This is a genomic window from Streptomyces sp. NPDC026092 (genome assembly GCF_040638605.1).
Taxonomy (GTDB): domain Bacteria; phylum Actinomycetota; class Actinomycetes; order Streptomycetales; family Streptomycetaceae; genus Streptomyces.
Genome location: NZ_JBEZYN010000012.1, coordinates 127889 through 153322, shown reverse-complemented (window position 1 = coordinate 153322; position 25434 = coordinate 127889). Strand labels below are relative to the sequence as shown.

Here is a 25434-nt window from a genome sequence, read left to right as displayed (position 1 = left end):
TTGCCGATCGGCGGGACTCTGCCGTCATGACTGAGACCATCGATCACACGCCCTCCACCGCGCGGCAGGCCGACCCCTTCCCCGTGAAGGGAATGGACGCGGTCGTCTTCGCCGTCGGCAACGCCAAGCAGGCCGCGCACTACTACTCCACCGCCTTCGGCATGAAGCTCGTCGCCTACTCCGGACCGGAGAACGGCAGCCGCGAGACCGCGAGTTACGTCCTGACGAACGGCGCCGCCCGCTTCGTGTTCACCTCCGTCATCAAGGTCTCCACCGACCGGGGCCGCTTCCTCGCCGAGCACGTCGCCGAGCACGGCGACGGCGTCGTCGACCTGGCGATCGAGGTGCCCGACGCCCGCGCCGCGTACGCCTACGCCGTCGAGCACGGCGCCACCGGCATCACCGAGCCGCACGAGGTCAAGGACGAGCACGGCACCGTCGTCCTCGCGGCCATCGCCACGTACGGCAAGACCCGCCACACCCTCGTCGAGCGCTCCGGCTACGACGGCCCCTACCTGCCGGGCTTCGTCGCCGCCAACCCGATCGTCGAGCCGCCGGCCAAGCGCACCTTCCAGGCGATCGACCACTGCGTCGGCAACGTCGAGCTCGGCAAGATGAACGACTGGGTCGGCTTCTACAACAAGGTCATGGGCTTCACGAACATGAAGGAGTTCGTGGGCGACGACATCGCGACCGAGTACTCGGCGCTGATGTCCAAGGTCGTCGCCGACGGCACCCTCAAGGTGAAGTTCCCGATCAACGAGCCGGCGATCGCGAAGAAGAAGTCGCAGATCGACGAGTACCTGGAGTTCTACGGCGGCGCGGGCGTCCAGCACATCGCGCTGGCCACGAACGACATCGTCGCCACCGTGCGCTCGATGCGGGCGGCGGGCGTGTCCTTCCTCGACACCCCGGACTCGTACTACGACACCCTCGGCGAGTGGGCGGGCGAGACCCGCGTGCCCGTGGAGACCCTGCGCGAGCTGAAGATCCTCGTCGACCGCGACGAGGACGGCTACCTGCTGCAGATCTTCACCAAGCCGGTCCAGGACCGCCCGACCGTCTTCTTCGAGATGATCGAGCGCCACGGCTCCATGGGCTTCGGCAAGGGCAACTTCAAGGCCCTCTTCGAGGCGATCGAGCGCGAGCAGGAGAAGCGCGGCAACCTGTAGTCCGCCGCCAGTCCCGCGACCCCCTTCGTGGGCAGTCGTTCTTCGGGGGAGGAACGACTGCCCACAACCGTGTGGCTACCTCGGCTGCCGGGGCGCCGGGGTCTCCCGGGACGCCGACGCCCGGGAGTCGGCCTTCGCCTCCGCCTTCGCGTCCGCCTGCGCGTCGGCCTTCGACGTCCTCGCCTCGGCCTTCACGGCCTTCGCCGTCCTGGACGGCTCGGCCGTCGGCTCCGGCTCCGGGCGGAGTTCCTTCGGGAGTTCGTCCGGCGGGTCGCCGAGAGTCTTCACCGCCTCGCGGGCCTTCGGGGCAAGCAGGGGCGAGAAGTCCGGGTTGATGCGGAGGGCCTCCGCCAGATGGCGGCGGGCCGGGCCGTACGCCTCCACCGCCCGCTCGATCTCGCCCCGGTGGTACGAGAAGAGCGCGCTGCGCAGCCCCTCGTCCGTGGCCTTCTTCGCGTACTCGAGGGCCTCCTTCGGCTCCCCCGACCGGAACAGTGCCCATCCCAGCGCGTCCGCCACCTGCACCGACCGGTGCCCGCGCGCCCACTCCGCCTTCAGCCGCCGTACCGCGGCCGCCGGGTCGCCGTGGTCCGCCTCGAAGAGGCCGAGGACCACCTCCGCGCCCACCCACGTCCGCGTCCGCAGCAGCTCGTACTGGCTCCGCGCGTCCCCGTCGAGGCCCAGCGACGCGTAGAACTCGCCCGCCTCCAGGACGTACTCGGCGCGCGGCAGCAGGGTCAGGGCGGTCCGGTAGTCGACCATCGCCTCTTCCGTGCGGCCGAGCGCCGCGAGTGCCCGGGCCCGCCCGGCCAGCGACGGGCCGTGGTCCGGTACGAGCCGCAGCGCCTTCCCGTACTGGTCCACCGCCTCCGCAGGCTCGCCCCGCTCCCACTCCAGATCCGCGAGCCGCGCGACCGCGGCCGCCTTGTCCGTGGCGGACTCGGCCTGCGCGACCGCCTTGTCCGCCGTCGCCGCGGCGTCCTCGCGCCAGCCCCGGTTGCGGTACGTCTGCGCCGTCCGCGCGCTCACCGCCGCGCCCGAGTGCAGCTCCTCCAGGGTCGCCAGGGCCTTCTGCGCGGCCTTGTAGTCGCCGAGCCCGTTGTACGCGTCGATCAGCACCGGGTACGCCGACCAGCGCTTCGGGGCCTTCTTGCGGACCGCCTCGCCCCAGGTGCGGGCCGTCCGCCAGTCGCCCCGCGCGTTCGCCAGGGCGCCGAGACCCAGCTGCGCGTCGAGGTTCCCGTGCGCGGCGGGCCGGACCTCCAACGAGCGCTTCAGGGCCTGTTCGGCGCGCGGGAAGTACGCCGGGTCGGCGAGCCGCGCGCCCCGCTCCGTGTACGCCGCCCCAAGGACGGCCCATGACTCCTCGTCCGCCGGATGGTCCTTCAGCCACTTCTCCCGGTCGCCGATCAGCGCGGCCAGATCGGGCAGGGAGGCCTGCGCCCCCGCGTTCGCCGCGAGGACCGCGCGGTCGGCGGGGCCAGGCGGGCGCTGCGGACCCCCGCCGAACAGACCGGGTGCCAGATCGGGGGCGTAGAGCAGTGCCGTCGCCGCGAGCACCGCGCCCACCCCGGCGGCCAGGACCGACCGCGACACGTTCTCCGTCTTCATGCCGCTCACTGTGCGCCCGTACGCCCCCTGTACGAAGAGCACACGAAGGTCCACGGCGGCGGGTTCACACCGATGGCCCCGAGTGCCACGCTGGACGCATGGACGATCTTCTGACGCGGCTCCACGCGGACCTGCGTGCGGGCCTTCCCGCCGAGGCGCTGATCACCGACCCGGACGTCACCGCCTCCTACGCGAACGACATGGCGAGCTTCTGCGCGGCCGGCGACCCCGCCGTCGTGGTGCTCCCGCGCACCGTCGAGCAGGTCCAGCACGTCATGCGCACGGCGACCGCGCTGCGCGTCCCGGTCGTCCCGCAGGGCGCGCGCACCGGCCTGTCCGGCGCCGCGAACGCCTCCGACGGCTGCATCGTGCTGTCCCTGGTCAAGATGGACCGGATCCTGGAGATCAGCCCGGTCGACCGGATCGCCGTCGTCGAACCGGGCGTCGTCAACGCCGTCCTGTCCCGGGCCGTCGACGAACACGGCCTCTATTACCCGCCGGACCCCTCCAGCTGGGAGATGTGCACGATCGGCGGCAACATCGGCACCGCCTCCGGCGGTCTGTGCTGTGTGAAGTACGGGGTGACGGCGGAGTACGTCCTCGGCCTGGACGTGGTCCTCGCCGACGGGCGGCTGCTCTCCACCGGCCGGCGCACCGCCAAGGGCGTCGCCGGCTATGACCTGACCCGGCTCTTCGTCGGCTCCGAGGGCAGTCTCGGCATCGTTGTCGGGGCGACCTTGGCGCTCCGCCCACGACCGCCGCGACAGCTCGCGCTGGCCGCCGAGTTCCCCTCTTCGGCGGCCGCCTGCGAGGCCGTCTGCGCGATCATGGAGCGCGGCCATACGCCGTCCCTGCTCGAACTGATGGACGGCACCACCATCCGCGCCGTCAACAAGCTGGCGAACATGGGGCTGCCCAACACCACCGAGGCGCTCCTCCTGTGCGCCTTCGACACCCCGGACCCGGCTGCCGATCTGGCCGCCGTCGGGGAGCTGTGCACGGCGGCCGGGGCCACCCAGGTCGTACCGGCGGAGGACGCCGCCGAGTCCGAACTGCTCCTCCAGGCCCGTCGTCTGTCGCTCACCGCGCTGGAGACGGTCAAGTCCGCGACGATGATCGACGACGTGTGCGTACCGCGTACGAAGCTGGCCGCGATGCTCGACGGCACGGCCGCCATCGCCGCCAAGTACGACCTGACGATCGGCGTCTGCGCCCACGCGGGCGACGGCAACACCCACCCCGTCGTCTGCTTCGACCACGCGGACGAGGACGAGTCGCGCCGGGCGCGGGAGTCCTTCGACGAGATCATGGCGCTCGGCCTGGAGCTGGGCGGCACGATCACCGGCGAGCACGGTGTGGGAGTACTGAAGAAGGAGTGGCTGGCGCGGGAGTTGGGGCCGGTGGGGGTGGAGATGCAGCGGGGTATCAAGAACACCTTCGACCCGCTCGGGATCCTGAACCCGGGAAAGCTCTTCTGACCGTCGTCGAGTCCTCGTCGCCCGTCGGTTCACGCCTCACCGTCCTGCGACTCGTCCGACGGCCACGGGTCCCGCAGCCACAGGTCGTCGGCGACCGAGGTGGTGGCGAGCAGTTCGGCCAGGCCGTCGTCGATGCCGAGCTGCTCGGACTCGGTGCCCGGCGGGACGGCGCGCAGGGTCCGCTCCAGCCAGGCGGACACCTGCGCGGAGGGTGCCTCAAGGAGCGCGTCGCCGTCGGGGGAGGAGAGCGCCATCAGGACGACGTTGCGGCCGTCGACCTTCGTGGGCCAGATCCGCACGTCCCCGTGGCCGCAGGGCCGGAAGATGCCCTCGACGAGCAGCTCGCGGGCGAAGGTCCAGTTGACCGGGTACTCCGAACCGACGTGGAAGGTGATGTGGACGGCGTACGGGTCGTCCGTACGGAAGGCGAGGCGGGCCGGGACGGGGATGGAGCGCTCGGGGGAGAGCACCAGCTTCAGCTCCAGCTCGCGCTCGACGACGGTGTTCTCGGTGTTCTGCATGGCGGTACGTCCTCTCCGGTGTGGGGCCCCGGGTGGGCCCGCACAGGGAGAGAGCGGGGTGGCCGCCGGTCATTACGCGACTTCGGGAGAGTTTTTCGAGGAGATTTTTCGGGGGCCTCGGGAGAGTGGTCGGCGAGGGGCCGGAGAAGGATCGGCTCGGGCTCGGCGGGTGCTCGGCGGGGCTCGGCGAGGCTTCTCGGCCGGGGATCGTCGGCCTGAACGTGACGGTGAGTCGCGGGTTCTGTGGGTATGTCGCTCGAAGGCGGGTTTCTCGTGGCCTCTTTCTTCTTGCGGCGCCGTTCTTCGTTACTGTCCTCCTTGGGCCGAGGGCCCTGAGTCGTAGAAGCGTCGTCACGGAACGGAGTCGGGGCAGTGGCTACTCCTCCTGGAGCCGGCGGGGAGGTCCCGCAGGCCGGGTACTACCCGGACCCCTCCATTCCCGGATACATCCGGTACTGGAACGGGGGCGCCTGGGTACCCGGGACGAGTCGACCCGCGCCCAAGGACGGCGAACTCCCGCCGGCCGCCCCGGTCGCGGCCGCGCCCGCGGGACCGGCGCTGGTGCCGAACCCGTCGCCCGCGCCCGTGGTGCCCGCCGTGCCCGCGGTGGAGGAGACGGGACCCGTCTTCTTCGACGAGGAGCCCGCCGCGCCCGAGCCCGAGCCGGCCTCCGCCTGGCAGGCGGACGTCTCCCGGCAGACGGGCTTCGGCGGCGACCGTGACCAGAAGGTCTCCTGGGGCGCGCCCGAGCCGTCGCCGACGACCGGTCCGGCCGCCGCCGCGTCCGCAGGTCCGGTCCCCGGTGCGCGGGACCCCCGCCTGGCGGCCGACCCCGGGCCGCAGGCCCGGCTCGGCGGGATGCCGGTGACCCCGGCGTCGCCGTCGCCCGACCCGACGGGCGGTGCGCTCCCCGGCGTACGCCGGCCGAACGCGGCCGTCCCCGAGGGCACGATGACGATCCGCGCGCAGGCCGCCCCGCCCGCGCAGGGCCCCCAGGCCGCCGCCCCCGGCCCCCACGCCGCACAGGCCCCGCAGGTCCCGCAGGCCACGACCCCGCCCGCGGCCCCGCTCCCGCACGTTCCCACCCCGGCACCGGCACCGGCACCCGCGCCGACCCCGGCCCCCGCACCGACGCCCGCACCGGCACCCGCCCCCGTCGCCACCGGCCCCGGTGGTGGCGCCGCCTCGTGGCCGCAGCAGGTGCAGCAGCTCGCGCAGCCCGCGCCCACCCCCGCCCCGGCAGCCGCCTCCGGCGTGGGCGAGCCGCCCGTCGTGCCCTGGAAGCCGCCCGTCGAGGACCCGTTCCTGCAGGCGGCCCGGGCCCAGGCGGCCGCGCGTCCGGCCGGACTCGGCAAGCGCCTGGTCGCCCGCTTCATCGACATGCTCGTGCTCGGCGCCCTCGCGGGCGCGGCGGCGTTCCCCTTCGTCACCGCCGCGCTCGACCACATCGACGCCAAGATCGAGGCGGCGAAGCAGTCCGGTGTCACCGTCCAGGTCTGGCTCCTGGACGGTACGACCTCCGTCAACTTCGGGATCGCGCTCGGCGCCCTCCTCGTCCTCGGCGTCCTGTACGAGGCGCTGCCCACCGCCAAGTGGGGCCGTACGCTCGGCAAGAAGCTCTGCGGTCTCCAGGTACGGGACATCGAGGCGCACGAGCCGCCGACCTTCGGCGCGGCCCTGCGCCGCTGGCTCGTCTACAGCGTCCTCGGGCTCCTGGTGCTCGGCGTCCTCAACGTCCTCTGGTGTCTCTTCGACCGCCCGTGGCGCCAGTGCTGGCACGACAAGGCGGCCCGCACCTTCGTGGCCGGCTAGGCGCTCGTACCCGCCCGGCGGTCCCTCGAACGGGCTGCGATTCCTTGCGGGCGCCCGCCGCCCGGGATGCACTGCCCACATGAGCAACGATCAGCCGACGCCCGGTGAGCGGCCCGAGGACGACCCGTTCCTCAAGAGGCCCAAGGAGCCGCAGGAGCCCACGCCGCCGTCGGCGGGGTCTCCGTACGGGAGCGAGCCGCCTCCCACCGAAGGGCCGCCACCGGGCGGCCCGCCCCCCGGTGGCCCGCCGCCCGGCGGACCCCCGCCCGGGTCGCCGTACGACAACGCTCCGCCGCCGCCCCCGCCGTACGGTCAGCCCTACGGCGGCGGTGGCGGCTACGGCGGTGCGGATCCGCTCGCCGGGATGCCGCCGCTCGCCGACTCCGGTAAGCGCATTCTCGCGAGGATCATGGACTGGCTGCTCATCGCCATCCCGCTCGCCATCATCGGCATCCCGTTCGACGTCTACGACCGGGCGACCGACAGCAGCGACGACTTCGGGGACGCGATCACCGCGACCAGCACGGGCAGCGGCCTGGTCTTCCAGCTGATCACCATCGTCGCGTACGTCGCCTACGACACCCTGATGACGGCGAAGAAGGGCCAGACGCTCGGCAAGAAGTGGATGAAGCTGCGGGTCGCGATGCTCAACGACGGCTCCACGCCGCCGACGAACGCCTCGCTGATCCGGGCCGTGGTGCTGTGGCTGCCGGCCCTGATCTGCTGCGCCTGCCTGTGGCCGCTGCTCCTGCTCATCCTGATCCTGGTCGACAAGCCCTACAAGCAGGGTCTGCACGACAAGGCGGCGAAGACCGTGGTGGTGTCCGTGCCGCAGTAGAGGACGAGCGCTACGAGCTCGAACCGATCCGGGTATCGGCCCCCGCACCCACGCGGACGGCCGGTACCCGGATCTCGTCCGTCCTGGGGGCCGCGGGCGCCACCGGCTCGGGGGCCCTGCGGCGGTGCGTGGCCGGCAGCATGGTCGCGACGAGCACGCCGAGCAGCAGCCCGGCCGCGCTGATCACGACGATGCCGAGCGCTTCGGTGGTGCGGGACAGCAACAGCAGGGCGACGGTCGAGAAGACGACGGTGGCCGAACCGTAGGCGAGCTGTGCGGCGTTCGGACGCGGCATGACGGGTACCGTCCCTCGAAAGCATCGGCTGGTCGCAGTCGCACTCCCGAGCGACTCTACGTCGATGGATGCCCGAGCGAAACGGGTAGTAAGCGTGACCTAACCCACGGTGCGGGTGCACGGGGGGCGCATGGAGTCATCGATTCCCCGAATGACCCCTTCTGGTGCGCCCGGTGACCGTCCGGATAACGGAAATCGACTTCTGCATAGTGCAGTTGGTCTGTTCAAGTCAAGGACTGTCTTTTCCGGAGTAACTCCGGTCGAATGTCGTCACTTGTGACGCGCGTACCCGCCTGCGGACACCCCACCTCAGGTCCGCGGCCGAGGGGCGCCGGGGAGGATACACATCAAGTGACCAACAGACGACGGGCGATCAGAGCGTCCGCAGTCGTCGTGGCGCTCGCGGCCACCGCCGCCACCGCCTCGACCTTCACCACCTCGTGGGCCGATGACAAGGGGCCGGGCGCACCCGCCTCCATCGAGCGCCACGACCCGGCGCAGGGCGCCGGCGTGGACAAGACCGCGGTCGACCACGACCTCGAGGGCCCGTACAGCAAGCAGCAGGAGCAGCAGCGCAAGGCCGCCCTGGAGCAGGTGCTGAGCGGCGAGTCCAAGGTCGAGCGCCGCGGGGGCTCCCAGGTCGTCAAGCTCGACAGCAAGAAGTACGTCGAACTGGGCCGCGAGAAGACCGACAAGATCTTCACGATCCTGGTCGAGTTCGGCGACAAGGTCGACAACACGACGCTGGTCGACCGCGCCGACGACGACACCGCCGAGCCGAAGCCGAAGTTCGGCGGCACGCCCGGCCCGCTGCACAACCAGATAGCCGAGCCGGACCGTGCGAAGGACAACTCCACGGCCTGGCAGAAGGACTACAACCAGAAGCACTTCCAGGACCTGTACTTCGGCACCGGCAAGGACAAGAAGACCGGCCAGCCGAAGGAGTCCCTGAAGACGTACTACGAGAAGACCTCCTCGGGCCGGTACTCGGTCGAGGGCGGTGTCTCGGACTGGGTCAAGGTCGAGTACAACGAGGCCCGTTACGGCTCGAACTACTGCGGCAACAGCAACTGCGCCAACGTCTGGGACGCCGTCCGCGACGGTGTCACCGCGTGGACCGCCGACCAGAAGGCCAAGGGCCGCACCGACGCCCAGATCAAGGCCGACATCGCCCAGTACGACCAGTGGGACCGGTACGACTTCGACGGCGACGGCAACTTCAACGAGGCCGACGGCTACATCGACCACTTCCAGATCGTCCACGCGGGCGAGGACGAGTCGGCGGGCGGCGGCGTCCAGGGCGGCGACGCCCTGTGGGCCCACCGCTGGTACGCGTACGGCACGGACGCGGGCAAGACCGGCCCGGCGAACAACAAGTCCGGCGGCACGCAGGTCGGCTCGACCGGCATCTGGGTCGGCGACTACACGATGCAGCCCGAGAACGGCGGCCTCGGCGTCTTCGCCCACGAGTACGGTCACGACCTCGGTCTGCCGGACCTGTACGACACCTCCGGCAAGCCCGGCGCCGAGAACTCGACCGGCTTCTGGTCCCTGATGTCCTCCGGCTCCTGGCTCGGCCGGGGCAAGGAGTCCATCGGCGACCTGCCCGGCGACATGACCGCCTGGGACAAGCTGCAGCTCGGCTGGCTCAACTACACCAAGGTGAGCAACGAGCAGCGCGGTACGAAGTCCACCCACAAGCTGGGCGTGGCCGAGTACAACACCAAGAACCCGCAGGCGCTCGTCGTCGAGCTGCCGAAGAAGCAGGTCACCACCGAGGTCGTCGCGCCCGCCGAGGGCGCCACGCAGTGGTGGAGCGGCATGGGTGACGACCTCAAGAACACCCTGACCCGCTCGGTCGACCTGACCGGCAAGTCGAAGGCCACCCTTGAGCTCAAGGGCTGGTACGACATCGAGCTGGACTACGACTACCTCTACACCGAGGTGTCCACGGACGGCGGCGCCAACTGGACCGCCCTGGACGGCACGGTGGACGGCAAGCCGCTGCCGCGCGACGCGAGCGGCGCCCCGGCGCTGACCGACGTCTCCGGCGCGTACAAGCCGCTGGTCTTCCCGCTGGACGCCTACGCGGGCAAGAAGTTCGACCTCCGCTTCCGCTACCAGACGGACGGCGGCGCGGGCGGCAAGGGCTTCGCGGCCGACGCCATCACGCTGACCGCCGACGGCGCCCCGGTCTTCTCGGACACCGTCGAGGCCGGCGACAACGGCTGGACGGCGAAGGGTTTCTCGCGCATCGGCAAGGGCTTCACGAAGGAGTACGAGCAGTACTACCTCGCGGAGAACCGCCAGTACGTGTCGTACGACGCGACCCTCAAGGTCGGCCCGTACAACTTCGGTTTCACGGGTGACAAGGCCAGCTGGGTCGAGCACTACCCGTACCAGAACGGCCTGCTGATCTGGCTGTGGGACACCTCGCAGAAGGACAACAACACGGCCGTCCACCCGGGTCAGGGCCTCGTCCTCCCGGTCGACGCGCACCCGACGCCGCTGAAGTGGTCGAACGGCACCCTGATGCGCAACCGCATCCAGTCGCACGACGCGCCCTTCGGCACCTACCGCACCGACGGCTTCACGCTGCACAGCGCGGACGCCCCGGCGTCGATCAAGCCGCAGGCGGGCAACCCGGTCTTCGACGACCGGAAGGGTACGTACTGGTACCAGGAGACCGAGCGGGCCGGTGTCAAGGTAACTGACACCAACACCAAGATCGCGGTCGTCAAGGAGCCGAAGAACGGCGAGACGATCACCGTCCAGGTGGGTCCGTCCACGAAGTAATCAGTAAAACCGCAGGTCAAAGCATGATCGGCCGTCGCCCTCTAGCGGGCGGCGGCCGATCGTGTTTAGGTGCGTCTGACCAAGTTCTTATTGACAGCAAACGCACAGGGGGAGTGGTTTCGGCATGCCCGGTGGAGGCTTCTGCAAGTTGCCAGGTGGCAGTGTGGTCGTCGCGATAGGGCTTCCGAGCCCGGCCGGCGACGGGGTCACCGTCCGCTTCCTGGTGCACGCCGCGAACCGTGCCCGCGCCCTGACCAGGCTGCGGAATCTGGGCCTGCGCGCGGTCTACCTCCGGGGCAACGCGGAGCCCCCGACCCCCGACGAGATCACCGCCGTCCTGCACCACCCGGACGGCCTGCTGTGGCGCTCCGCGGCGGGCACGACGACCCAGGAGCTCTGGCACTCCATACGGACCCTGCCCACGGCCTCCTAGGGGCACCCGGGGGGTATGTCAGACCACGGGCTTGCCCGTGAGCTCCACCCCGGCCCCGCGGAGCTCCTCCAGAGCCCGCTCGGTCGTCTCCTTGGCGACGCCCGCCGTGAGGTCGAGCAGGACCTGCGTACGGAACCCCTCCCGGGCCGCGTCGAGCGCGGTGGCCCGGACGCAGTGGTCCGTCGCGATGCCCACGACGTCGACCTCGGCTACGTCGTGCGCCCGCAGCCACTCCGCGAGGGTCGTGCCGTTCTCGTCGCGCCCCTCGAAGCCGCTGTACGCCGCCTCGTACGCCCCCTTGTCGAACACCGCGTCGATCGCGCCGGAGGCGACCGCCGGGGCGAAGTTCGGGTGGAAGCCGACGCCCTCGGTCCCGGCCACACAGTGCACCGGCCAGGACGTCACGTAGTTCGGCACGTCCGAGAAGTGGTCGCCCGGGTCGACGTGGTGGTCGCGGGTCGCCACGACGTGCCGGTACGCGGCGCCGGCCGCCTCGCCGACCAGGTCGGTGATGGCGGCGGCGACATCCGCACCCCCCGTCACCGCGAGGCTGCCGCCCTCGCAGAAGTCGTTCTGAACGTCCACGACGATCAATGCGCGGTGCATGGCGGGTGTCCTTCGGTGGGCCGGCGACGGGAGGTGGGTGACGAACGGGGTCGGGCGAGGTGTCGGGCGGGGGAATGGCTTCGAGCCTAGAGACTTCCCCCTCCCTACGGGAGGGGGCCTCGCAGGGTGTTACACGTACTCCCTACACGTACTCGCGTACGGGCTACACGTACTCCGTCGGCAGCACCGGCTCGCCCCGCGAGAGCTGGATCGCCGACATCGGCAGCCCGGCGCGCGCCGCGATGTGCCGCGCCCGCGCCGCCTCCAGGGGCTCCCGGGCCACCACGTCGCCGCCCTTGACCAGTTCCACGAGCAGCTGGTGGTCGGCGAGCTCCGGCGGCACCGGGCCCGTACCGAGGACCTCGGCCTCCGCGACGCCCTCCGCGTCCGTCCGGCGCGCCGCCCACTTGCGGCCGCCGACCGAGGCCTTGCCGCCGAGCGACTTCTTCGCCACCGCGGTCAGCGGCGCCTTCGGGTCGGCCGACTGGGCGCGGGCGACCAGCTTGTAGACCATCGAGCAGGTCGGGTGCCCGCTGCCGGTGACCAGCTGGGTGCCCACCCCGTACGCGTCGACCGGCGCGGCGGCCAGCGAGGCGATGGCGTACTCGTCCAGGTCGGAGGTGACCACGATCTTGGTGTTCGTCGCGCCCAGCTCGTCCAGCTGCGCCCGTACCCGGTGCGCCACGAGCAGCAGGTCCCCGGAGTCGATGCGCACGGCACCGAGCTCGGGGCCCGCCACCTCGACGGCGGTACGGACGGCCTCGGCCACGTCGTAGGTGTCGACGAGCAGCGTCGTACCGCGGCCGAGGGTCTCCACCTGGGCCTGGAACGCGTCCCGCTCGCTGTCGTGCAGCAGGGTGAAGGCGTGCGCGGAGGTGCCGACGGTCGGGATGCCGTAGCGGAAGCCGGCCGCCAGGTCGGAGGTCGAGTCGAAGCCGCCGACGTAGGCGGCGCGGGCGGAGGCCACGGCGGCCAGCTCGTGGGTGCGCCGGGCGCCCATCTCGATGAGCCGCCGCCCGCCGGCCGCCCCCGACATCCGGGAGGCCGCGGCCGCGATGGCCGAGTCGTGGTTGAGGATCGAGAGGATCACGGTCTCCAGGAGCACGCACTCCGCGAAGGAGCCCTCGACCCGCAGGATCGGGGAGCCGGGGAAGTACACCTCGCCCTCGGGGTAGCCCCAGATGTCACCCGAGAAGCGGTAGCCGGCCAGCCACTTGAGCGTCGGCTCGTCCACGATGGACTGCTCCCGCAGGAAGCCGAGGACGTCGGCGTCGAAGCGGAAGTTCTCGACGGCGTCGAGGACCCGTCCGATGCCCGCCACCACGCCGTAGCGCCGGCCCTCGGGCAGACGGCGGGTGAAGACCTCGAAGACGGAGCGTCGTTCGGCGGTGCCGGCCCGGAGGGCCGCCTGGAGCATGGTCAGCTCGTACTGGTCGGTGAAGAGCGCGGTCGACGGCACGTCCACCGGGAGCCCAAGGTCCGCAGCGTTCATGTCAGCGATGCTACCGCAGAAATCGTCAGTTTGACGATTTCTACCTCCGTTCGAGCGTCGCGCGGGCTGACCCGTTTGTGCGACCCCCCTCCCGAGGTGGCAGCATGGGGTAAGTGAGCGTCGCGCCTATTGAGATCGAACGCACGGAATCGGCCGAAGAGACCTTCGCCGTCGTGGAGCCGGACGTGCCGTGGGTGACTCTCGTCCACAACGATCCGGTCAATCTGATGAGCTATGTGACCTACGTCTTCCAGGCGTACTTCGGTTACTCCAAGGACAAGGCGCACAAGCTGATGCTCGACGTGCACAACAAGGGCCGGGCCGTGGTCTCCAGCGGGACGCGCGAGGAGATGGAGCGGGACGTGCAGGCGATGCACGGCTACGGACTGTGGGCGACCCTCACCCAGGACCGCGGCTGATGGCCGGACACTTCGAGGTCCTGCCCGGCGGCGGCGCCGCCGTCGCACTGGACGAGGTCGAGATCTCCATCCTGCGCTCCCTCGCCGTCCAGCTCATGGAGCTGATCGGGCCGGGCGACGAGCCCGTCGAGGGCGAGGACCCGCTGGCCGCGCTCTTCGCCGAGGGCCCGAGCGAGGCCCCGAGCGACCCCGCGCTTCTGCGGCTCTTCCCCGACGCGTACGCCGACGAGAGCGAGGAGCTGCGCTCGGCGGCGGCCGACTTCCGCCGCTTCACCGAGAACGACCTGCGCTCCCGCAAGCGGCAGGACGCCCTCACGGTGATCCGCAGCCTCGACGGGCTCACCCCCACCGGCGAGGACAGCGCGGTCCTCAAGCTCACCGCCGACGAGTCCCGGGCCTGGCTCGGCGCGCTCAACGATCTGCGGCTGACGATCGGCACGCGCCTCGAAGTGACGGACGAGGACGAGAGCGGCGAGCTGTACCGGCTGCCCGACTCCGACCCGCGCAAGCCGATGGTGATGGCGTACCTCTGGCTGGGCGCGCTCCAGGAGTCGCTCGTCGAGACGCTGATGTCCGGCGCCTGATACGCGACACCCTCCGATACCGATCGGTAGCGTGCCGTTCGCTCAGCGGACACTCAAATCCGGATAACGAATACGTCACCAAAGTGTTCTTACTGGTCCTGTTGAGTGGCTTTTGGCCCCTTTTTCCTGTGGCGTGCGCCACAAACGCCCCCCTCGATCACTGTTTCCCCCGTGATAAATCTTCACGACCACTCGGGGACGCCACCCATGTTCCCGAGGGCGCTTGGCCGGCTGACCGCCGGTAGCACTCCAGCCATATCCGGGGGGATCAGCGTGGAGAAAGGCGCATCAACATGACCTCAGTGCAGGTCGACAAGCAGCACGACGGCAATGAGGCCGCGGACCCCGCCGACGGCGAGGGTTACCACCGGGCACTCGGCGCCCGCCAGATCCAGATGATCGCGATCGGCGGCGCCATCGGCACCGGCCTCTTCCTCGGAGCGGGCAAGGGCATCTCCAAGGCGGGACCGAGCCTGATCCTCGCGTACGCCATCGCGGGCCTCGTCATCTTCTTCATCATGAGGGCGCTCGGCGAGCTCCTCATGTACCGGCCCGTGTCCGGCTCCTTCTCGGAGTACGCACGCGAGTTCATCGGCCCCTTCTGGGGCTTCGTGACCGGCTGGACGTACTGGCTCTTCTGGGTCGTCACCGGCATCACCGAAGTCACCGCGGCCTCCGCGTACATGCAGTACTGGACCAAGAACGCGAACGGCTGGCTCGATCAGCCGCAATGGGTCTTCGCCCTGATCTTCACAGTGGTCCTGTTCCTCGCGAACCTGATCTCCGTCAAGCTCTTCGGCGAGCTCGAGTTCTGGTTCTCGATGGTCAAGGTCACCGCGATCGTCGGCATGATCCTGATCTGCGCCGGTGTCCTCACCGTCGGCTTCTCCGACGCCGGTGACACCGCCTCGATCAGCCTGCTCTGGTCCGAGGGCGGCTTCTTCCCCAAGGGCATCGGCTCGACCCTGATGACCCTGCAGATGGTCATGTTCGCCTTCCTCGCCGTCGAGCTCGTCGGTGTCACGGCGGGCGAGTCCAAGGACCCGAAGACCGTCCTGCCCAAGGCCATCAACACCGTGCCGTGGCGCATCGCCGTCTTCTACGTCGGCGCGCTGATCATGATCCTGTCGGTCGTCCCGTGGACCCACTTCCAGCCGGGCATCTCCCCGTTCGTCGCGGCCTTCGAGAAGATGGGCCTCGGCATCGGCGCCGCGATCGTGAACTTCGTCGTGCTGACCGCCGCGCTGTCCTCCTGCAACTCGGGCATGTACTCCACCGGCCGCATGCTGCGCGACCTCGCGCTCAACGGCCAGGGCCCGAAGTTCTTCACCAAGCTCACCAAGAACGGCCTGCCGCTGGTCGGTACGTCCTTCTCGGCGGGGCTGATGATGGTCGGCGTCTGGATCAACTACCAGTGGCCGGGCGAGGCGTTCAACTACGTCGTCTCCTTCGCGACCATCTCCGGCATGTGGGCCTGGATCATGATCCTGGTCTGCCAGGTCCGCTTCCGCCTCAAGGCCGACCGGGGCGAGCTGCCCCAGTCCTCCTTCAAGGCCCCGGGCGGCATCTGGCTCAGCCTCTTCTCGCTCGCCTTCATCGGCATGGTCATCGTGATGATGGGCATCGACAAGGACGCGCGGATCTCGCTGTACTGCGCCCCGCTGTGGGGCCTGATCCTGGGTGTCTCGTACCTGATCCTGAAGGCGCGCAACCCGCAGGGCGCGGCCTTCGTGAAGCGTTCCTGACCCACCCCGTCTCGGCATTCGGGCGGCCCCGTACCACTCCTCGGTACGGGGCCGCCCACCCGTCGCCCACCACCACCCTGCCTGACGCGCTCCGCGCGGCCCCTCTTGATCCGATGCTTATCCTGTCGCCATGCTGACCATCACCCGGGCCCTGTACGACCAGATCGTGGAACACTCCCGCGCGGACCACCCCGACGAGGCCTGCGGCGTGGTCGCGGGTCCCGCCGGCAGCGGCCGCCCCGAGCGGTTCATCCCGATGCTGAACGCGGCGCGCTCGCCCACGTTCTACGAGTTCGACTCGGCCGACCTGCTGAAGCTCTACCGCGAGATGGACGACCGGGACGAGGAGCCCGTGATCATCTACCACTCGCACACCGCCACCGAGGCCTACCCCTCGCGCACCGACATCACGTACGCGAACGAGCCCGGCGCGCACTACGTCCTGGTCTCCACCGCCGACACCGACGGAGCGGGCCCCTTCCAGTTCCGCTCCTACACGATCGTCGAGGGCGTGGTGACCGAGGAGGAGGTCAAGGTCGTCGAGGCGTACGACGCCTGAGAGACTGACCCGACACCAGGGCGGCAGGACCCAGGAAGCCGGTGCGTAATCCGGCGCGGTCCCGCCACTGTGACCAGCGAGTTCACTCGCTGGGAGCCAGGAACTGACCTGCCGCCCCTCACCACCGACTGGGGACGTGGAAATCCCCGGAGGAGGCATTGCCATGACCTGGCCCCGCCGTACCCTGCTGCCCGCCGCAGCCCTCGTCCCGCTGCTCGCCGCCTGCGCGGCCCCCGCGGAGCAGGCCGCTCCCTCGGGGAAGTCCGCGCCGGGATTCCCGTACACCGTCTCCAACTGCGGTGTGAAGACGACGTTCCAGGCGCCGCCGAAGCGGGCCGTGACCATGAACCAGCACGTCACCGAGGTCATGCTCGCCCTCGGCCTGGAGAAGTCCCTGGCCGGCACCGCCTACCTGGACGACAAGATCCTGCCCGCGTACAAGAAGGCCTACGACGCGGTGCCGGTGCTCGCCAAGGAGTACCCCTCCAAGGAGGCCCTGCTCGCCGCCAACCCCGACTTCGTCTACGGGGGTTACGCCAGCGCCTTCGACGCGAAGGCGGGCCGCGGCCGGGACGACCTGAAGAAGTCGGGCATCGAGAGCCGCCTCAACATGGAGTACTGCCCCTCGGGCGCCTCCTCCCTCGCCGACCTGTACCAGGAGGTCGACGAGGTCGCCCGGACCTTCGGCGTCCCCGAGCGCGGCGCCGACTGGACCGCCGAGGCGAAGAAGACCGTCGCGGCGACCGAGAAGCGGCTCAAGGGGGTCGCCCCGGTGTCGGTCTTCGTCTACGACAGCGGCGACAAGACCGCGTTCACCGCCGGCGGCAAGGGCATCGGCAACGAGCTGATCACCCGGGCCGGCGGCCGCAACGTCTTCGCCGACCTGGACAAGACCTTCGGCGACGCGACCTGGGAGCAGGTCGTCGCCCGCAAGCCCGACGTGATCGTCATCTACGACTACGGCTCCACGACCGTCGAACAGAAGAAGAAGCGCCTCCTCGACGACCCCGCCCTCAAGGACGTCCCGGCGATCAAGAACAAGCGCTTCGCCGTCATGCCCCTCTCGGACGCGGTCCTCGGCGTCCGCGTCCCGGCCGCCGTCGACAAGCTCTCCGCCCAGCTCCACCCGAACCGGTGACGGCGGTGACGGGGCGGACGACGGCTCCGGCTCCTGAAACCTCGAAGGCGGCGCCCGACCGGGCCCGGCGCCCCCTCCCGTACGGGCTCGTCGTCGCCGGCCTCCTCGCGGCCCTCGCGGTCGCCGTCGTCGCCGGGGTCGCCCTCGGCTCCGTACGGATACCCGTGGGCCAGGTCGTCGAGATCCTCACCGGCCGCGCCGCCCCGTCCCCGCACCGCACGATCGTGCTCGACGTCCGGCTGCCGCGCGTGCTCCTCGGCGCGGTCGTCGGCGCCGGACTCGCCGTCGTCGGCGCCGTCCTGCAGGCCCTGGTCCGCAACCGGCTCGCCGACCCCTTCCTCCTCGGGATCTCCTCCGGCGCGTCCAGTGGGGCCGTCCTCGTCCTGGTCCTCGGCATCGGCGGCGGGGTGACCACCACCGTCGCCATGCCGGCCGGGGCCTTCGCGGGCGCCCTGCTCGCCCTCGTCCTGGTCTACGCCCTGGCCCGGCAAGGCTCCACGATGACCGGCGCCCGGCTCGTCCTCGCGGGCGTCGCCGTCTCCTACATCCTGTCGGCGCTGACCACCCTGCTCCTCGTCCTGTCTGCGCGGCCCGAGCACTTCCAGGAGGCGATGTTCTGGTCCCTCGGCGGCCTCGGCTCCGCCCGCTGGGACTCCCTCGCCCTGCCCGCGATCGTCGTCGCCCTCGGCACCGGACTCCTCGTCACCCTCGCCCGCCCGCTCGACCTGCTCCTCGTCGGCGAGGAGGGCGCGACCGCCCTCGGCCTGGACACCGCCCGCTTCCGCGCCGCCGTCTTCGTCCTCGCCTCGCTCGTCACCGCCGTCATGGTCTCCGTCAGCGGGGCCGTCGGCTTCGTCGGCCTGATGGTCCCGCACGCCGCCCGGATGGCCGTCGGCGCCCCGCACCGCCGCCTCCTGCCGGTCGCCGCGCTCGGCGGCGCGCTCGCCCTGATCCTGGCCGACCTCGCCGCCCGGACCGTCGCCTCACCCCAGGACATCCCCGTCGGCGTCCTCACCGCGCTCATCGGCGGCCCCTTCTTCCTCTGGCTCATGCGCCGCCGCGCGGAAGGGAGCCCGGTGTGACCATCGAGCTACGCGTCCAGGGAGTCTCGTACGAGACACGGCTGCACGACGCCGACCTCACCGCCCGCCCCGGCGAGACCATCGGACTCGTCGGCCCCAACGGCAGCGGCAAGTCCACCCTCCTGCGCTGCGTCTACGGCACCCTCACCCCCACCGCGGGCCGCGTCCTCCTCGACGGCGACGACCTGTCCACCCTCGGCCCCAAGGCACGCGCCCGCCGGATCGCCACCGTCCCGCAGGACGGCTCCACCGAATTCGAGCTGACCGTCCAGGAACTGGTCGCCCTCGGCCGCTCCCCGCACAAGCGCTTCTGGGAGGGCGACACGGCCGCCGACCGGACCCGCGCCGAGGCCGCCCTCGCCCGCGTCGGCATCGCCGAACTCGCCGACCGGCCCTACCCCACCCTTTCCGGCGGCGAACGCCAGCGCGCCCTCGTCGCCCGCGCCCTCGTCCAGGACCCGGCGCTCCTCGTCCTGGACGAGCCCACCAACCACCTCGACATCCGCTACCAGCTCGAAGTCCTCCGCCTCGTCCGCGACTTGGGCACCACCAACCTCCTCGCCCTGCACGACCTCAACCTCGCCGCCGCCTACTGCGACCGGCTGTACGTCCTGGAACGCGGCCGGGTCGTCGCCGAGGGCCCGCCCGCCGAGGTCCTCACCCCCGCCCTCCTTGCCACCGTCTACGGTGTGGAAGCCGAGGTCATCCCGCATCCGAGGACCGGCACACCGACCGTCGTCTACGTCCCCGGTCCGCCAGTCGAGCGCGAACCGTCCGCCATGTGAGATCACATTCCGGAACCCGGACCGGGAATCGATACGATGACCGCATGGTTTCCCACGACGTGAGCGAAGTGACGACGCCGGGCAGCGCGCTGCTCGTGGCGCGGCTGCACGTCGACCTGTGCCGTCTCGCCAGCGCGATGTGAGCGGGGGCGCTCGTACCGACCAGCGCCCCACGAAGCACCACCCCGCGCGGGGGCCCAGAGCCGCGCGCCTTTCACGCCACTCCCGACTCCCGAAAACAGGAGCCCACGCCATGGCCATCGAGGTCCGCATCCCGACCATCCTCCGCACCTACACCGACGGCGAGAAGGCCGTCGAAGGCAGCGGTGGGACGCTCGCCGAGCTCTTCGCCGACCTGGAGAAGCGCCACGCCGGAATCGAGGCCCGCATCGTGGACAAGGGCCAGCTGCGCCGCTTCGTCAACGTCTACCTCAACGACGAGGACGTCCGCTTCCTCGACGGCATCGACACCAAGCTGACCGACGGCGACAACGTCACGATCCTGCCGGCCGTGGCCGGCGGCATGGTCTGATCCACATGCGCTACGACTCCCCGCTCGCGGCGGTCGGCAACACGCCCCTGGTCCGCCTGCCCCGGCTCTCCCCGTCGGACGACGTCCGCATCTGGGCCAAGCTGGAGGACCGCAACCCCACCGGCTCGGTCAAGGACCGCCCCGCGCTCCACATGATCGAGCAGGCGGAGAAGGACGGCCGGCTCACCCCCGGCTGCACCATCCTCGAGCCGACCAGCGGCAACACCGGCATCTCGCTGGCGATGGCGGCCAAGCTCAAGGGCTACCGCATCGTCTGCGTCATGCCGGAGAACACCAGCGAGGAGCGGCGCCAGCTGCTCGCCATGTGGGGCGCCGAGATCATCTCGTCCCCGGCGGCGGGCGGGTCGAACACGGCGGTACGGGTCGCCAAGGAGATCGCGGCCGAGAACCCCACGTGGGTGATGCTCTACCAGTACGGCAACCCGGACAACGCGGGCGCGCACTACGCCACGACGGGCCCGGAGATCCTGACCGACCTCCCCTCCATCACCCACTTCGTGGCGGGCCTCGGCACCACCGGCACCCTCATGGGCGTCGGCCGCTACCTGCGCGAGCACAAGCCGGACGTCAAGATCGTCGCCGCCGAACCCCGGTACGACGACCTCGTCTACGGCCTGCGCAACCTCGACGAGGGCTTCGTCCCCGAGCTGTACGACGCCTCCGTCCTCACCACCCGCTTCTCGGTCGGCTCCGCCGACGCGGTCACCCGCACCCGGGAACTCCTCCAGCAGGAGGGCATCTTCGCCGGCGTCTCCACGGGCGCGGCGCTGCACGCGGCCATCGGCGTCGGCCAGAAGGCGCTGAAGGCCGGCGAGAGCGCCGACATCGCCTTCGTGGTCGCCGACGGCGGCTGGAAGTACCTGTCGACGGGCCTCTACACGGCGGCGACGACGGAAGAGGCGATCGAGACGGTCCAGGGCCAGCTCTGGGCGTGATGCCCCTGTCTCTCAGGACGCGGGCGTAATGCCCCTGTCTCTGAGGACGCGGGCGTGAAGCCCCTGTCCCTCAGGACGCCAGATGGCGGACCTGGTCCCACACGACCGGGTCCGCCGTCCCCACCTTGCGGCGGAACTCCCACACCGGGACCTCCCGCAGCTCATCGGTCTCCAGGAAGCTCGGCCGCCCCTGCGCGTCCCCCACGGACCCCGGCGGCAGCGCGATGACGCCCGGCCGCTCGTCGTGGTACTTGCTGGTGATCTTGGCGACGAGCGCGGAGTCCCCGCGCAGCGCGAGCACCAGACACGGCCGGTCCTTCGACCCGGGCCCGTCCTCGTAGGGCACGTCCGCCCACCAGATCTCGCCCGCCCGGGGGAGCCGCGCCGGCGCCTTCCCGGGAGCTCCGCCGGGGGCCTTACGGGGCGTTTTCGGCCGTACGGGTGGACGCCCGGAGGGCCGCGCCGGCGGGCGCGTCCGGCCACCGGGCCGCCGCGCCGACCGCTTCCGGCCGTCCGCCAGCGCCACGACCAGCGCGATCACCACGACCGCGACGAGCGCCGGCCACCAGGACGTGTCCATACCCCAAGACGTTACCGGCCGCCCGTACCCGTCGCTCTCCCGCCCCAGGTCCATCCGAACCGGTGACAGAGCCCGTGAGTTCGCCCACAACGGGCCGCCGCGGAGGAGCGACGAGCGGAGTCGCGCCTTACGCTCGACGCATCGCACGACCTCCCCCGCCGCTCTCCGCCCTCGGAGGTTCACGCTCCATGAAGCTCACCGTCGTCGGCTGCTCCGGGTCGTTCCCGTCCGCGGACTCGGCCTGTTCGAGCTACCTCGTAGAGGCCGACGGCTTCCGGCTGCTCCTCGACATGGGCAACGGCGCCCTGGGCGAGCTGCAGCGCCACATCGGTCTGTACGACCTCGACGCCATCTTCCTCAGCCACCTGCACGCCGACCACTGCATCGACATGTGCGGCTACTTCGTCGCGCGCTACTACCGCCACGAGGGCGGGCGCTGCGACGCGATCCCGGTCTACGCCCCGGAGGGCGCCGAGCAGCGCCTGACCACGGCGTACGCCGACACCCCCTCGGACAAGTCGATGAGCGAGGTCTTCGACTTCCGCACCCTGAAGTCCGGCTCCTTCGAGATCGGCCCGTTCTCCGTCCGTACGGAGAAGGTGTGCCACCCGGTGGAGGCGTACGGCATCAGGATCGAACACGGCGGCCGCTCACTGACGTACTCCGGCGACACGGGAGCCTGCGAGGCCCTGCACGAACTCGCGGAGGGCACGGACCTCTTCCTCTGCGAGGCGTCCTTCACGCACGGCAAGGAGGACATCCCGGCCCTCCACCTCAACGGCCGCGAGGCGGGCGCGGAGGCGACCCGCTCCTCGGCGGGCCGCCTGGTCCTCACCCACATCCCGCCGTGGACCGACGGCGAGCAGAACCTGGCGGACGCCCGCGCGGTCTACGACGGCCCGTCGGAGCTGGCGTACGCGGGCGCGGTGTACGAGGTCTGAGCCGCCGCGGTGGCGCGCGTACGGGAAGGGCCCCGGAACCTGGTCGGTTCCGGGGCCCTTCCGTCGTACGGGGCGAGGCTCACGCCTTGGTGAGGTCCTCGAGCTCCTCGTCGGACTCGCGGCCCGGGGTGGGGAGGTTGAACTTGGTGATCGCGAAGCGGAAGACCACGTAGTAGATCGCCGCGAAGACGAGGCCGATCGGGATGATCATCCAGGGCTTGGTCGCGAGGTTCCAGTTCAGCAGGTAGTCGATGCCGCCCGCGGAGAAGGTGAAGCCCGCGTGGACACCGAGGGCCCAGGTGACGGCCATCGAGATGGCGGTCAGGACCGCGTGGATCACGTACAGCACCGGGGCGATGAACATGAAGGTGAACTCGATCGGCTCCGTGATGCCGGTGACGAAGGAGGTCAGCGCGAGCGAGACCATCATGCCCATCACGGCCTTGCGGCGCTCGGGGCGAGCGGCGTGGGCGATGGCGATCGCGGCGGCCGGGAGGCCGAACATCATGATCGGGAAGAAGCCCGACATGAAGATTCCGGCGCTCGGGTCACCGGCGAAGAAGCGGTTCAGGTCGCCGTGGACGACCTCGCCGGCCGCGTTGGTGAAGTCGCCGATCTGGAACCAGGACACGGTGTTCACGAACTGGTGCATGCCGACCGGGATCAGCGCGCGGTTGATGAGGCCGAAGAGGCCGGCGCCACCGGCGCCGAGGCCGGTCATCCACTCGCCGAAGCTGGAGATGCCGTTGCCGATGGGCTCCCAGACCAGACCGAAGACGACACCGACGAGGGTGCCGACGAAGGCCATGATGATCGGGACGAGACGGCGGCCGTTGAAGAAGCCGAGCCAGTCGACCAGCTTGGTGCGGTGGAACTTCTGCCACAGGACCGCGGAGATCAGACCCATCAGGATGCCGCCGAGGACACCCGGGTTGTTGTACGTCGCGGCGACGTCGACACCCTTGTTGGCGGTGGTGTTGACCACGGCCTCGGTGACCGGGAACGCCTTGAGGACGTTCTGGTAGACCAGGAAGCCGACGAGGGCGGCCAGGGCGGTCGAGCCGTCGGCCTTCTTGGCGAAGCCGATGGCCACGCCTATGCAGAACAGCAGGGGCAGGTTGGCGAAGACTGCGTCACCGGCCGTGGCGAACACGGAGGCGACCTTGTCCCATCCGAGGCCGTCCTTGCCGAAGACGTCGGGCTGGCCGAGACGGAGCAAGATACCCGCGGCCGGCAGCACGGCGATCGGCAGCTGCAGGCTGCGACCGACCTTCTGCAGGCCCTGGAACAGGCCGGATCCGCGCTTCTTCGCGGGAGCGGCGGCCTGGGCGGTGGCCGTACTCATCAACTTCCTCCAGTAAGGCAAGGCGCCGCCAGAGGACAGTGAAAAGGGGGTGACGGCGGCGTCTCGTGGAACGCGGTGGTCTGGACCGCGTGGTCTACACCAATGAGTGGTGTAGACCAGTTGTAGCACGTGAGACTTAGATAAGGAACCTGCGAATTCTGTGTGGTTGCGGGGTAGCGGGGCGTGAACGGCGAAAGGCCCCCGGACCATGAGGTCCGAGGGCCTTTCGGGGTTCTCCGAAGGGGGCGAAAGCCCCGAATCGCGGCGGGCGGCTAGGCCTTGGTCACGTCCTGGTCCATCTGCTCCGCCACCTCTTCCGGCTCGCGGCCCGGCGTCGGCAGGTTGAACTTGGTGATCGCGAACCGGAAGATCACGTAGTACACGACGGCGAAGCCGAGGCCGATCGGAATGATCAGCCAGGGTTTGGTCGCCAGGTTCCAGTTGATGACGTAGTCGATCAGACCCGCCGAGAAGCTGAAGCCGTCCTTCACGCCGAGCGCCCACGTCACGGCCATCGACACACCCGTGAGGACGGCGTGGATCGCGTACAGGACCGGGGCGATGAAGAGGAACGAGTACTCGATCGGCTCGGTGATACCGGTGACGAACGAGGTCAGGGCGACCGACAGCATCAGACCGCCGACCTCCTTGCGGCGGTTCGGCCGCGCGCAGTGGGTGATCGCCAGGGCCGCCGCAGGCAGGGCGAACATCATGATCGGGAAGAAGCCCGTCAGGAACTGACCGGCCTCCGGGTCCCCCGCGAGGAACATCGGGATGTCGCCGTGGACCGTCGTACCGTCCGGCCTGGTGTACGTGCCGAACTGGAACCAGATGGGCACGTTCAGGAACTGGTGCAGGCCGATCACGAGCAGCGCGCGGTTGGCGACACCGAAGATGCCCGAACCCCAGGCGCCCAGGCCCACCAGCCAGTCGCTGAAGTTCTCCAGGCCGTCGCCGATCGGCGGCCAGACCCACAGACACAGGGACGCGAAGGCGATCGCGACGAAGGTCATGATGATCGGCACGAGGCGGCGGCCGTTGAAGAAGCCCAGCCAGTCCACCAGCCGCACCCGGTGGTAACGCTGCCAGAACCAGGCCGCGAGCAGACCGATGACGATGCCGCCGAAGACGCCCGGGTTCTGGTACGTGTACCCGCTGAACGCCTGCTCGGGCGCCAGGCAACCGCCGTTGATGTCCGCCGTGCCCGGCGGGCAGTCCTCGGGGAACTGGCGCAGCACGTTGTAGTAGACGAGGAAGCCGACGGTCGCCGCGAGCGCCGTCGAGCCGTCCGCCTTCTTCGCGAGCCCGATCGCCACGCCGATGCAGAACAGCAGGGGCAGGCCCAGGTTGCCGTCGAGCAGGGCGCCGCCGGCGCCCGCCATCACCTTGGCCACGTTGTCCCAGCCGAGGCCGTCGGCGCCGAAGACGTCGGGCTGGCCGAGACGGTTCAGGATGCCGGCCGCCGGCAGTACGGCGATGGGGAGCTGGAGGCTCCGTCCCATCTTCTGCAGCCCTTGGAAGAGGCCGCCCCACATCGACTTCTTCGGCGCGGCGGCCGCGCTGTCCGTACTCATCGGCGTCCTCCCTGGCCCGGAACGATCCGGGCCCGAATCGCGTTGCACACTGGTGTAGACCAGTTGCGATAGGCTCCCGGAGCCCCCTGGGGGCAGGCTGCCGGTGATCGTCATCATTCGGCAGAACGAGGGCACGCGCT

Annotated in this window: 25 protein-coding genes and 1 riboswitch; of the genes, 17 read left to right on the top strand and 8 right to left on the bottom strand. The window is 70.4% G+C overall.

What is annotated here, in order from left to right:
• The first annotated feature begins 26 nt into the window (after nucleotides 1-26).
• A complete protein-coding gene (gene hppD, locus AB0F56_RS21155) occupies nucleotides 27-1172 on the top strand; it encodes a 4-hydroxyphenylpyruvate dioxygenase (protein ID WP_362011809.1) in 1146 nt (381 codons plus the stop codon).
• A 75-nt stretch (nucleotides 1173-1247) separates the two neighbouring features.
• On the opposite strand, the gene AB0F56_RS21150 is transcribed toward hppD, so the two are convergent.
• Complete coding sequence (locus AB0F56_RS21150) at nucleotides 1248-2783, bottom strand: tetratricopeptide repeat protein (protein ID WP_362011808.1); 1536 nt, start codon at nucleotides 2781-2783, stop codon at nucleotides 1248-1250.
• A gap of 98 nt (nucleotides 2784-2881) precedes the next feature.
• On the opposite strand from AB0F56_RS21150, the gene AB0F56_RS21145 reads away from it, so the two are divergent.
• Nucleotides 2882-4261, top strand: a complete 1380-nt coding sequence (locus tag AB0F56_RS21145; protein ID WP_362011806.1) for an FAD-linked oxidase C-terminal domain-containing protein — start codon at nucleotides 2882-2884, stop codon at nucleotides 4259-4261.
• Nucleotides 4262-4290: 29 nt separating this feature from the next.
• Here AB0F56_RS21145 and AB0F56_RS21140 read toward each other — a convergent pair whose 3' ends face one another.
• The gene (locus AB0F56_RS21140; RefSeq protein ID WP_362011805.1) at nucleotides 4291-4782 is read right to left on the bottom strand and encodes an SsgA family sporulation/cell division regulator; all 492 of its coding nucleotides are present in this window, start codon (nucleotides 4780-4782) and stop codon (nucleotides 4291-4293) included.
• Nucleotides 4783-5154: 372 nt separating this feature from the next.
• Between AB0F56_RS21140 and AB0F56_RS21135 the strand changes: the two genes are divergently transcribed.
• The gene (locus tag AB0F56_RS21135; RefSeq protein ID WP_362011802.1) at nucleotides 5155-6594 is read left to right on the top strand and encodes an RDD family protein; all 1440 of its coding nucleotides are present in this window, start codon (nucleotides 5155-5157) and stop codon (nucleotides 6592-6594) included.
• 79 nt (nucleotides 6595-6673) lie between these two features.
• Complete coding sequence (locus AB0F56_RS21130) at nucleotides 6674-7432, top strand: RDD family protein (protein ID WP_362011800.1); 759 nt, start codon at nucleotides 6674-6676, stop codon at nucleotides 7430-7432.
• Nucleotides 7433-7442: 10 nt separating this feature from the next.
• On the opposite strand, the gene AB0F56_RS21125 is transcribed toward AB0F56_RS21130, so the two are convergent.
• Nucleotides 7443-7727 (bottom strand): hypothetical protein, encoded by a 285-nt coding sequence (locus tag AB0F56_RS21125; RefSeq protein WP_362011798.1) that lies wholly within the window; start codon nucleotides 7725-7727, stop codon nucleotides 7443-7445.
• 351 nt (nucleotides 7728-8078) lie between these two features.
• On the opposite strand from AB0F56_RS21125, the gene AB0F56_RS21120 reads away from it, so the two are divergent.
• Both AB0F56_RS21120 and AB0F56_RS21115 read left to right on the top strand, forming a co-directional pair.
• On the top strand, nucleotides 8079-10523 hold the full coding sequence (locus AB0F56_RS21120) for an immune inhibitor A domain-containing protein (RefSeq protein ID WP_362011796.1): 2445 nt from the start codon (nucleotides 8079-8081) through the stop codon (nucleotides 10521-10523).
• A gap of 124 nt (nucleotides 10524-10647) precedes the next feature.
• The gene (locus tag AB0F56_RS21115) at nucleotides 10648-10956 is read left to right on the top strand and encodes a hypothetical protein (RefSeq protein WP_362011794.1); all 309 of its coding nucleotides are present in this window, start codon (nucleotides 10648-10650) and stop codon (nucleotides 10954-10956) included.
• Nucleotides 10957-10974: 18 nt separating this feature from the next.
• Here the strand turns inward: AB0F56_RS21115 and AB0F56_RS21110 are convergent, their stop codons facing one another.
• Nucleotides 10975-11562: an isochorismatase family protein gene (locus AB0F56_RS21110; protein ID WP_362011792.1), complete on the bottom strand. Its 588-nt coding sequence runs from the start codon at nucleotides 11560-11562 to the stop codon at nucleotides 10975-10977.
• Nucleotides 11563-11725: 163 nt separating this feature from the next.
• Entirely contained in the window at nucleotides 11726-13054 is a 1329-nt protein-coding gene (locus tag AB0F56_RS21105) for a nicotinate phosphoribosyltransferase (RefSeq protein ID WP_362011789.1), read from the bottom strand.
• A gap of 113 nt (nucleotides 13055-13167) precedes the next feature.
• Here AB0F56_RS21105 and clpS point away from each other — a divergent pair, with 113 nt between their 5' ends.
• From clpS to AB0F56_RS21055, 10 genes are all read left to right on the top strand, one after another.
• Nucleotides 13168-13473, top strand: a complete 306-nt coding sequence (gene clpS, locus AB0F56_RS21100) for an ATP-dependent Clp protease adapter ClpS (RefSeq protein WP_352187447.1) — start codon at nucleotides 13168-13170, stop codon at nucleotides 13471-13473.
• On the top strand, nucleotides 13473-14057 hold the full coding sequence (locus tag AB0F56_RS21095; protein WP_362011786.1) for a DUF2017 domain-containing protein: 585 nt from the start codon (nucleotides 13473-13475) through the stop codon (nucleotides 14055-14057). The genes clpS and AB0F56_RS21095 overlap by 1 nt, the downstream gene beginning before the upstream one ends.
• Before the next feature lie 293 nt (nucleotides 14058-14350).
• Nucleotides 14351-15802, top strand: coding sequence for an amino acid permease (locus AB0F56_RS21090; protein ID WP_362011784.1), 1452 nt, complete (start codon nucleotides 14351-14353; stop codon nucleotides 15800-15802).
• 130 nt (nucleotides 15803-15932) lie between these two features.
• Nucleotides 15933-16361: a M67 family metallopeptidase gene (locus AB0F56_RS21085; RefSeq protein WP_362011782.1), complete on the top strand. Its 429-nt coding sequence runs from the start codon at nucleotides 15933-15935 to the stop codon at nucleotides 16359-16361.
• Nucleotides 16362-16392: 31 nt separating this feature from the next.
• Nucleotides 16393-16467: riboswitch (cobalamin riboswitch) on the top strand.
• Between the two features lie 57 nt (nucleotides 16468-16524).
• A complete protein-coding gene (locus tag AB0F56_RS21080) occupies nucleotides 16525-17499 on the top strand; it encodes an ABC transporter substrate-binding protein (RefSeq protein WP_362011779.1) in 975 nt (324 codons plus the stop codon).
• A gap of 5 nt (nucleotides 17500-17504) precedes the next feature.
• Entirely contained in the window at nucleotides 17505-18581 is a 1077-nt protein-coding gene (locus AB0F56_RS21075) for an iron ABC transporter permease (RefSeq protein ID WP_362011997.1), read from the top strand.
• On the top strand, nucleotides 18578-19366 hold the full coding sequence (locus tag AB0F56_RS21070) for an ABC transporter ATP-binding protein (protein WP_362011778.1): 789 nt from the start codon (nucleotides 18578-18580) through the stop codon (nucleotides 19364-19366). Before AB0F56_RS21075 ends, AB0F56_RS21070 begins: the two co-directional genes overlap by 4 nt.
• 44 nt (nucleotides 19367-19410) lie before the next feature.
• The gene (locus AB0F56_RS21065; RefSeq protein ID WP_361962636.1) at nucleotides 19411-19509 is read left to right on the top strand and encodes a putative leader peptide; all 99 of its coding nucleotides are present in this window, start codon (nucleotides 19411-19413) and stop codon (nucleotides 19507-19509) included.
• A 110-nt stretch (nucleotides 19510-19619) separates the two neighbouring features.
• Nucleotides 19620-19898 carry a MoaD/ThiS family protein gene (locus AB0F56_RS21060; RefSeq protein ID WP_362011776.1) on the top strand — a complete coding sequence of 93 codons (279 nt, stop codon included), beginning with the start codon at nucleotides 19620-19622 and terminating at the stop codon, nucleotides 19896-19898.
• Nucleotides 19899-19903: 5 nt separating this feature from the next.
• Nucleotides 19904-20854 (top strand): cysteine synthase, encoded by a 951-nt coding sequence (locus AB0F56_RS21055; RefSeq protein ID WP_362011773.1) that lies wholly within the window; start codon nucleotides 19904-19906, stop codon nucleotides 20852-20854.
• 70 nt (nucleotides 20855-20924) lie between these two features.
• Here AB0F56_RS21055 and AB0F56_RS21050 read toward each other — a convergent pair whose 3' ends face one another.
• Nucleotides 20925-21434: a type II toxin-antitoxin system PemK/MazF family toxin gene (locus AB0F56_RS21050; RefSeq protein WP_362011772.1), complete on the bottom strand. Its 510-nt coding sequence runs from the start codon at nucleotides 21432-21434 to the stop codon at nucleotides 20925-20927.
• Between the two features lie 188 nt (nucleotides 21435-21622).
• On the opposite strand from AB0F56_RS21050, the gene AB0F56_RS21045 reads away from it, so the two are divergent.
• Nucleotides 21623-22375 carry an MBL fold metallo-hydrolase gene (locus tag AB0F56_RS21045; protein ID WP_362011769.1) on the top strand — a complete coding sequence of 251 codons (753 nt, stop codon included), beginning with the start codon at nucleotides 21623-21625 and terminating at the stop codon, nucleotides 22373-22375.
• A gap of 79 nt (nucleotides 22376-22454) precedes the next feature.
• Here AB0F56_RS21045 and AB0F56_RS21040 read toward each other — a convergent pair whose 3' ends face one another.
• The gene (locus AB0F56_RS21040) at nucleotides 22455-23720 is read right to left on the bottom strand and encodes a PTS transporter subunit EIIC (protein ID WP_362011767.1); all 1266 of its coding nucleotides are present in this window, start codon (nucleotides 23718-23720) and stop codon (nucleotides 22455-22457) included.
• A 272-nt stretch (nucleotides 23721-23992) separates the two neighbouring features.
• Nucleotides 23993-25294 carry a PTS transporter subunit EIIC gene (locus AB0F56_RS21035; RefSeq protein ID WP_362011765.1) on the bottom strand — a complete coding sequence of 434 codons (1302 nt, stop codon included), beginning with the start codon at nucleotides 25292-25294 and terminating at the stop codon, nucleotides 23993-23995.
• Nucleotides 25295-25434 lie beyond the last annotated feature (140 nt).

Coding starts and splice junctions, on each gene's coding strand:
- hppD (WP_362011809.1), top strand. CDS start 27: ATGACTGAGACCATCGATCACACGCCCTCCACCGCGCGGCAGGCCGAC.
- AB0F56_RS21150 (WP_362011808.1), bottom strand. CDS start 2,783: ATGAAGACGGAGAACGTGTCGCGGTCGGTCCTGGCCGCCGGGGTGGGC.
- AB0F56_RS21145 (WP_362011806.1), top strand. CDS start 2,882: ATGGACGATCTTCTGACGCGGCTCCACGCGGACCTGCGTGCGGGCCTT.
- AB0F56_RS21140 (WP_362011805.1), bottom strand. CDS start 4,782: ATGCAGAACACCGAGAACACCGTCGTCGAGCGCGAGCTGGAGCTGAAG.
- AB0F56_RS21130 (WP_362011800.1), top strand. CDS start 6,674: ATGAGCAACGATCAGCCGACGCCCGGTGAGCGGCCCGAGGACGACCCG.
- AB0F56_RS21125 (WP_362011798.1), bottom strand. CDS start 7,727: ATGCCGCGTCCGAACGCCGCACAGCTCGCCTACGGTTCGGCCACCGTC.
- AB0F56_RS21115 (WP_362011794.1), top strand. CDS start 10,648: ATGCCCGGTGGAGGCTTCTGCAAGTTGCCAGGTGGCAGTGTGGTCGTC.
- AB0F56_RS21110 (WP_362011792.1), bottom strand. CDS start 11,562: ATGCACCGCGCATTGATCGTCGTGGACGTTCAGAACGACTTCTGCGAG.
- AB0F56_RS21105 (WP_362011789.1), bottom strand. CDS start 13,054: ATGAACGCTGCGGACCTTGGGCTCCCGGTGGACGTGCCGTCGACCGCG.
- AB0F56_RS21095 (WP_362011786.1), top strand. CDS start 13,473: ATGGCCGGACACTTCGAGGTCCTGCCCGGCGGCGGCGCCGCCGTCGCA.
- AB0F56_RS21090 (WP_362011784.1), top strand. CDS start 14,351: ATGACCTCAGTGCAGGTCGACAAGCAGCACGACGGCAATGAGGCCGCG.
- AB0F56_RS21085 (WP_362011782.1), top strand. CDS start 15,933: ATGCTGACCATCACCCGGGCCCTGTACGACCAGATCGTGGAACACTCC.
- AB0F56_RS21080 (WP_362011779.1), top strand. CDS start 16,525: ATGACCTGGCCCCGCCGTACCCTGCTGCCCGCCGCAGCCCTCGTCCCG.
- AB0F56_RS21065 (WP_361962636.1), top strand. CDS start 19,411: ATGGTTTCCCACGACGTGAGCGAAGTGACGACGCCGGGCAGCGCGCTG.
- AB0F56_RS21060 (WP_362011776.1), top strand. CDS start 19,620: ATGGCCATCGAGGTCCGCATCCCGACCATCCTCCGCACCTACACCGAC.
- AB0F56_RS21055 (WP_362011773.1), top strand. CDS start 19,904: ATGCGCTACGACTCCCCGCTCGCGGCGGTCGGCAACACGCCCCTGGTC.
- AB0F56_RS21050 (WP_362011772.1), bottom strand. CDS start 21,434: ATGGACACGTCCTGGTGGCCGGCGCTCGTCGCGGTCGTGGTGATCGCG.
- AB0F56_RS21045 (WP_362011769.1), top strand. CDS start 21,623: ATGAAGCTCACCGTCGTCGGCTGCTCCGGGTCGTTCCCGTCCGCGGAC.
- AB0F56_RS21040 (WP_362011767.1), bottom strand. CDS start 23,720: ATGAGTACGGCCACCGCCCAGGCCGCCGCTCCCGCGAAGAAGCGCGGA.
- AB0F56_RS21035 (WP_362011765.1), bottom strand. CDS start 25,294: ATGAGTACGGACAGCGCGGCCGCCGCGCCGAAGAAGTCGATGTGGGGC.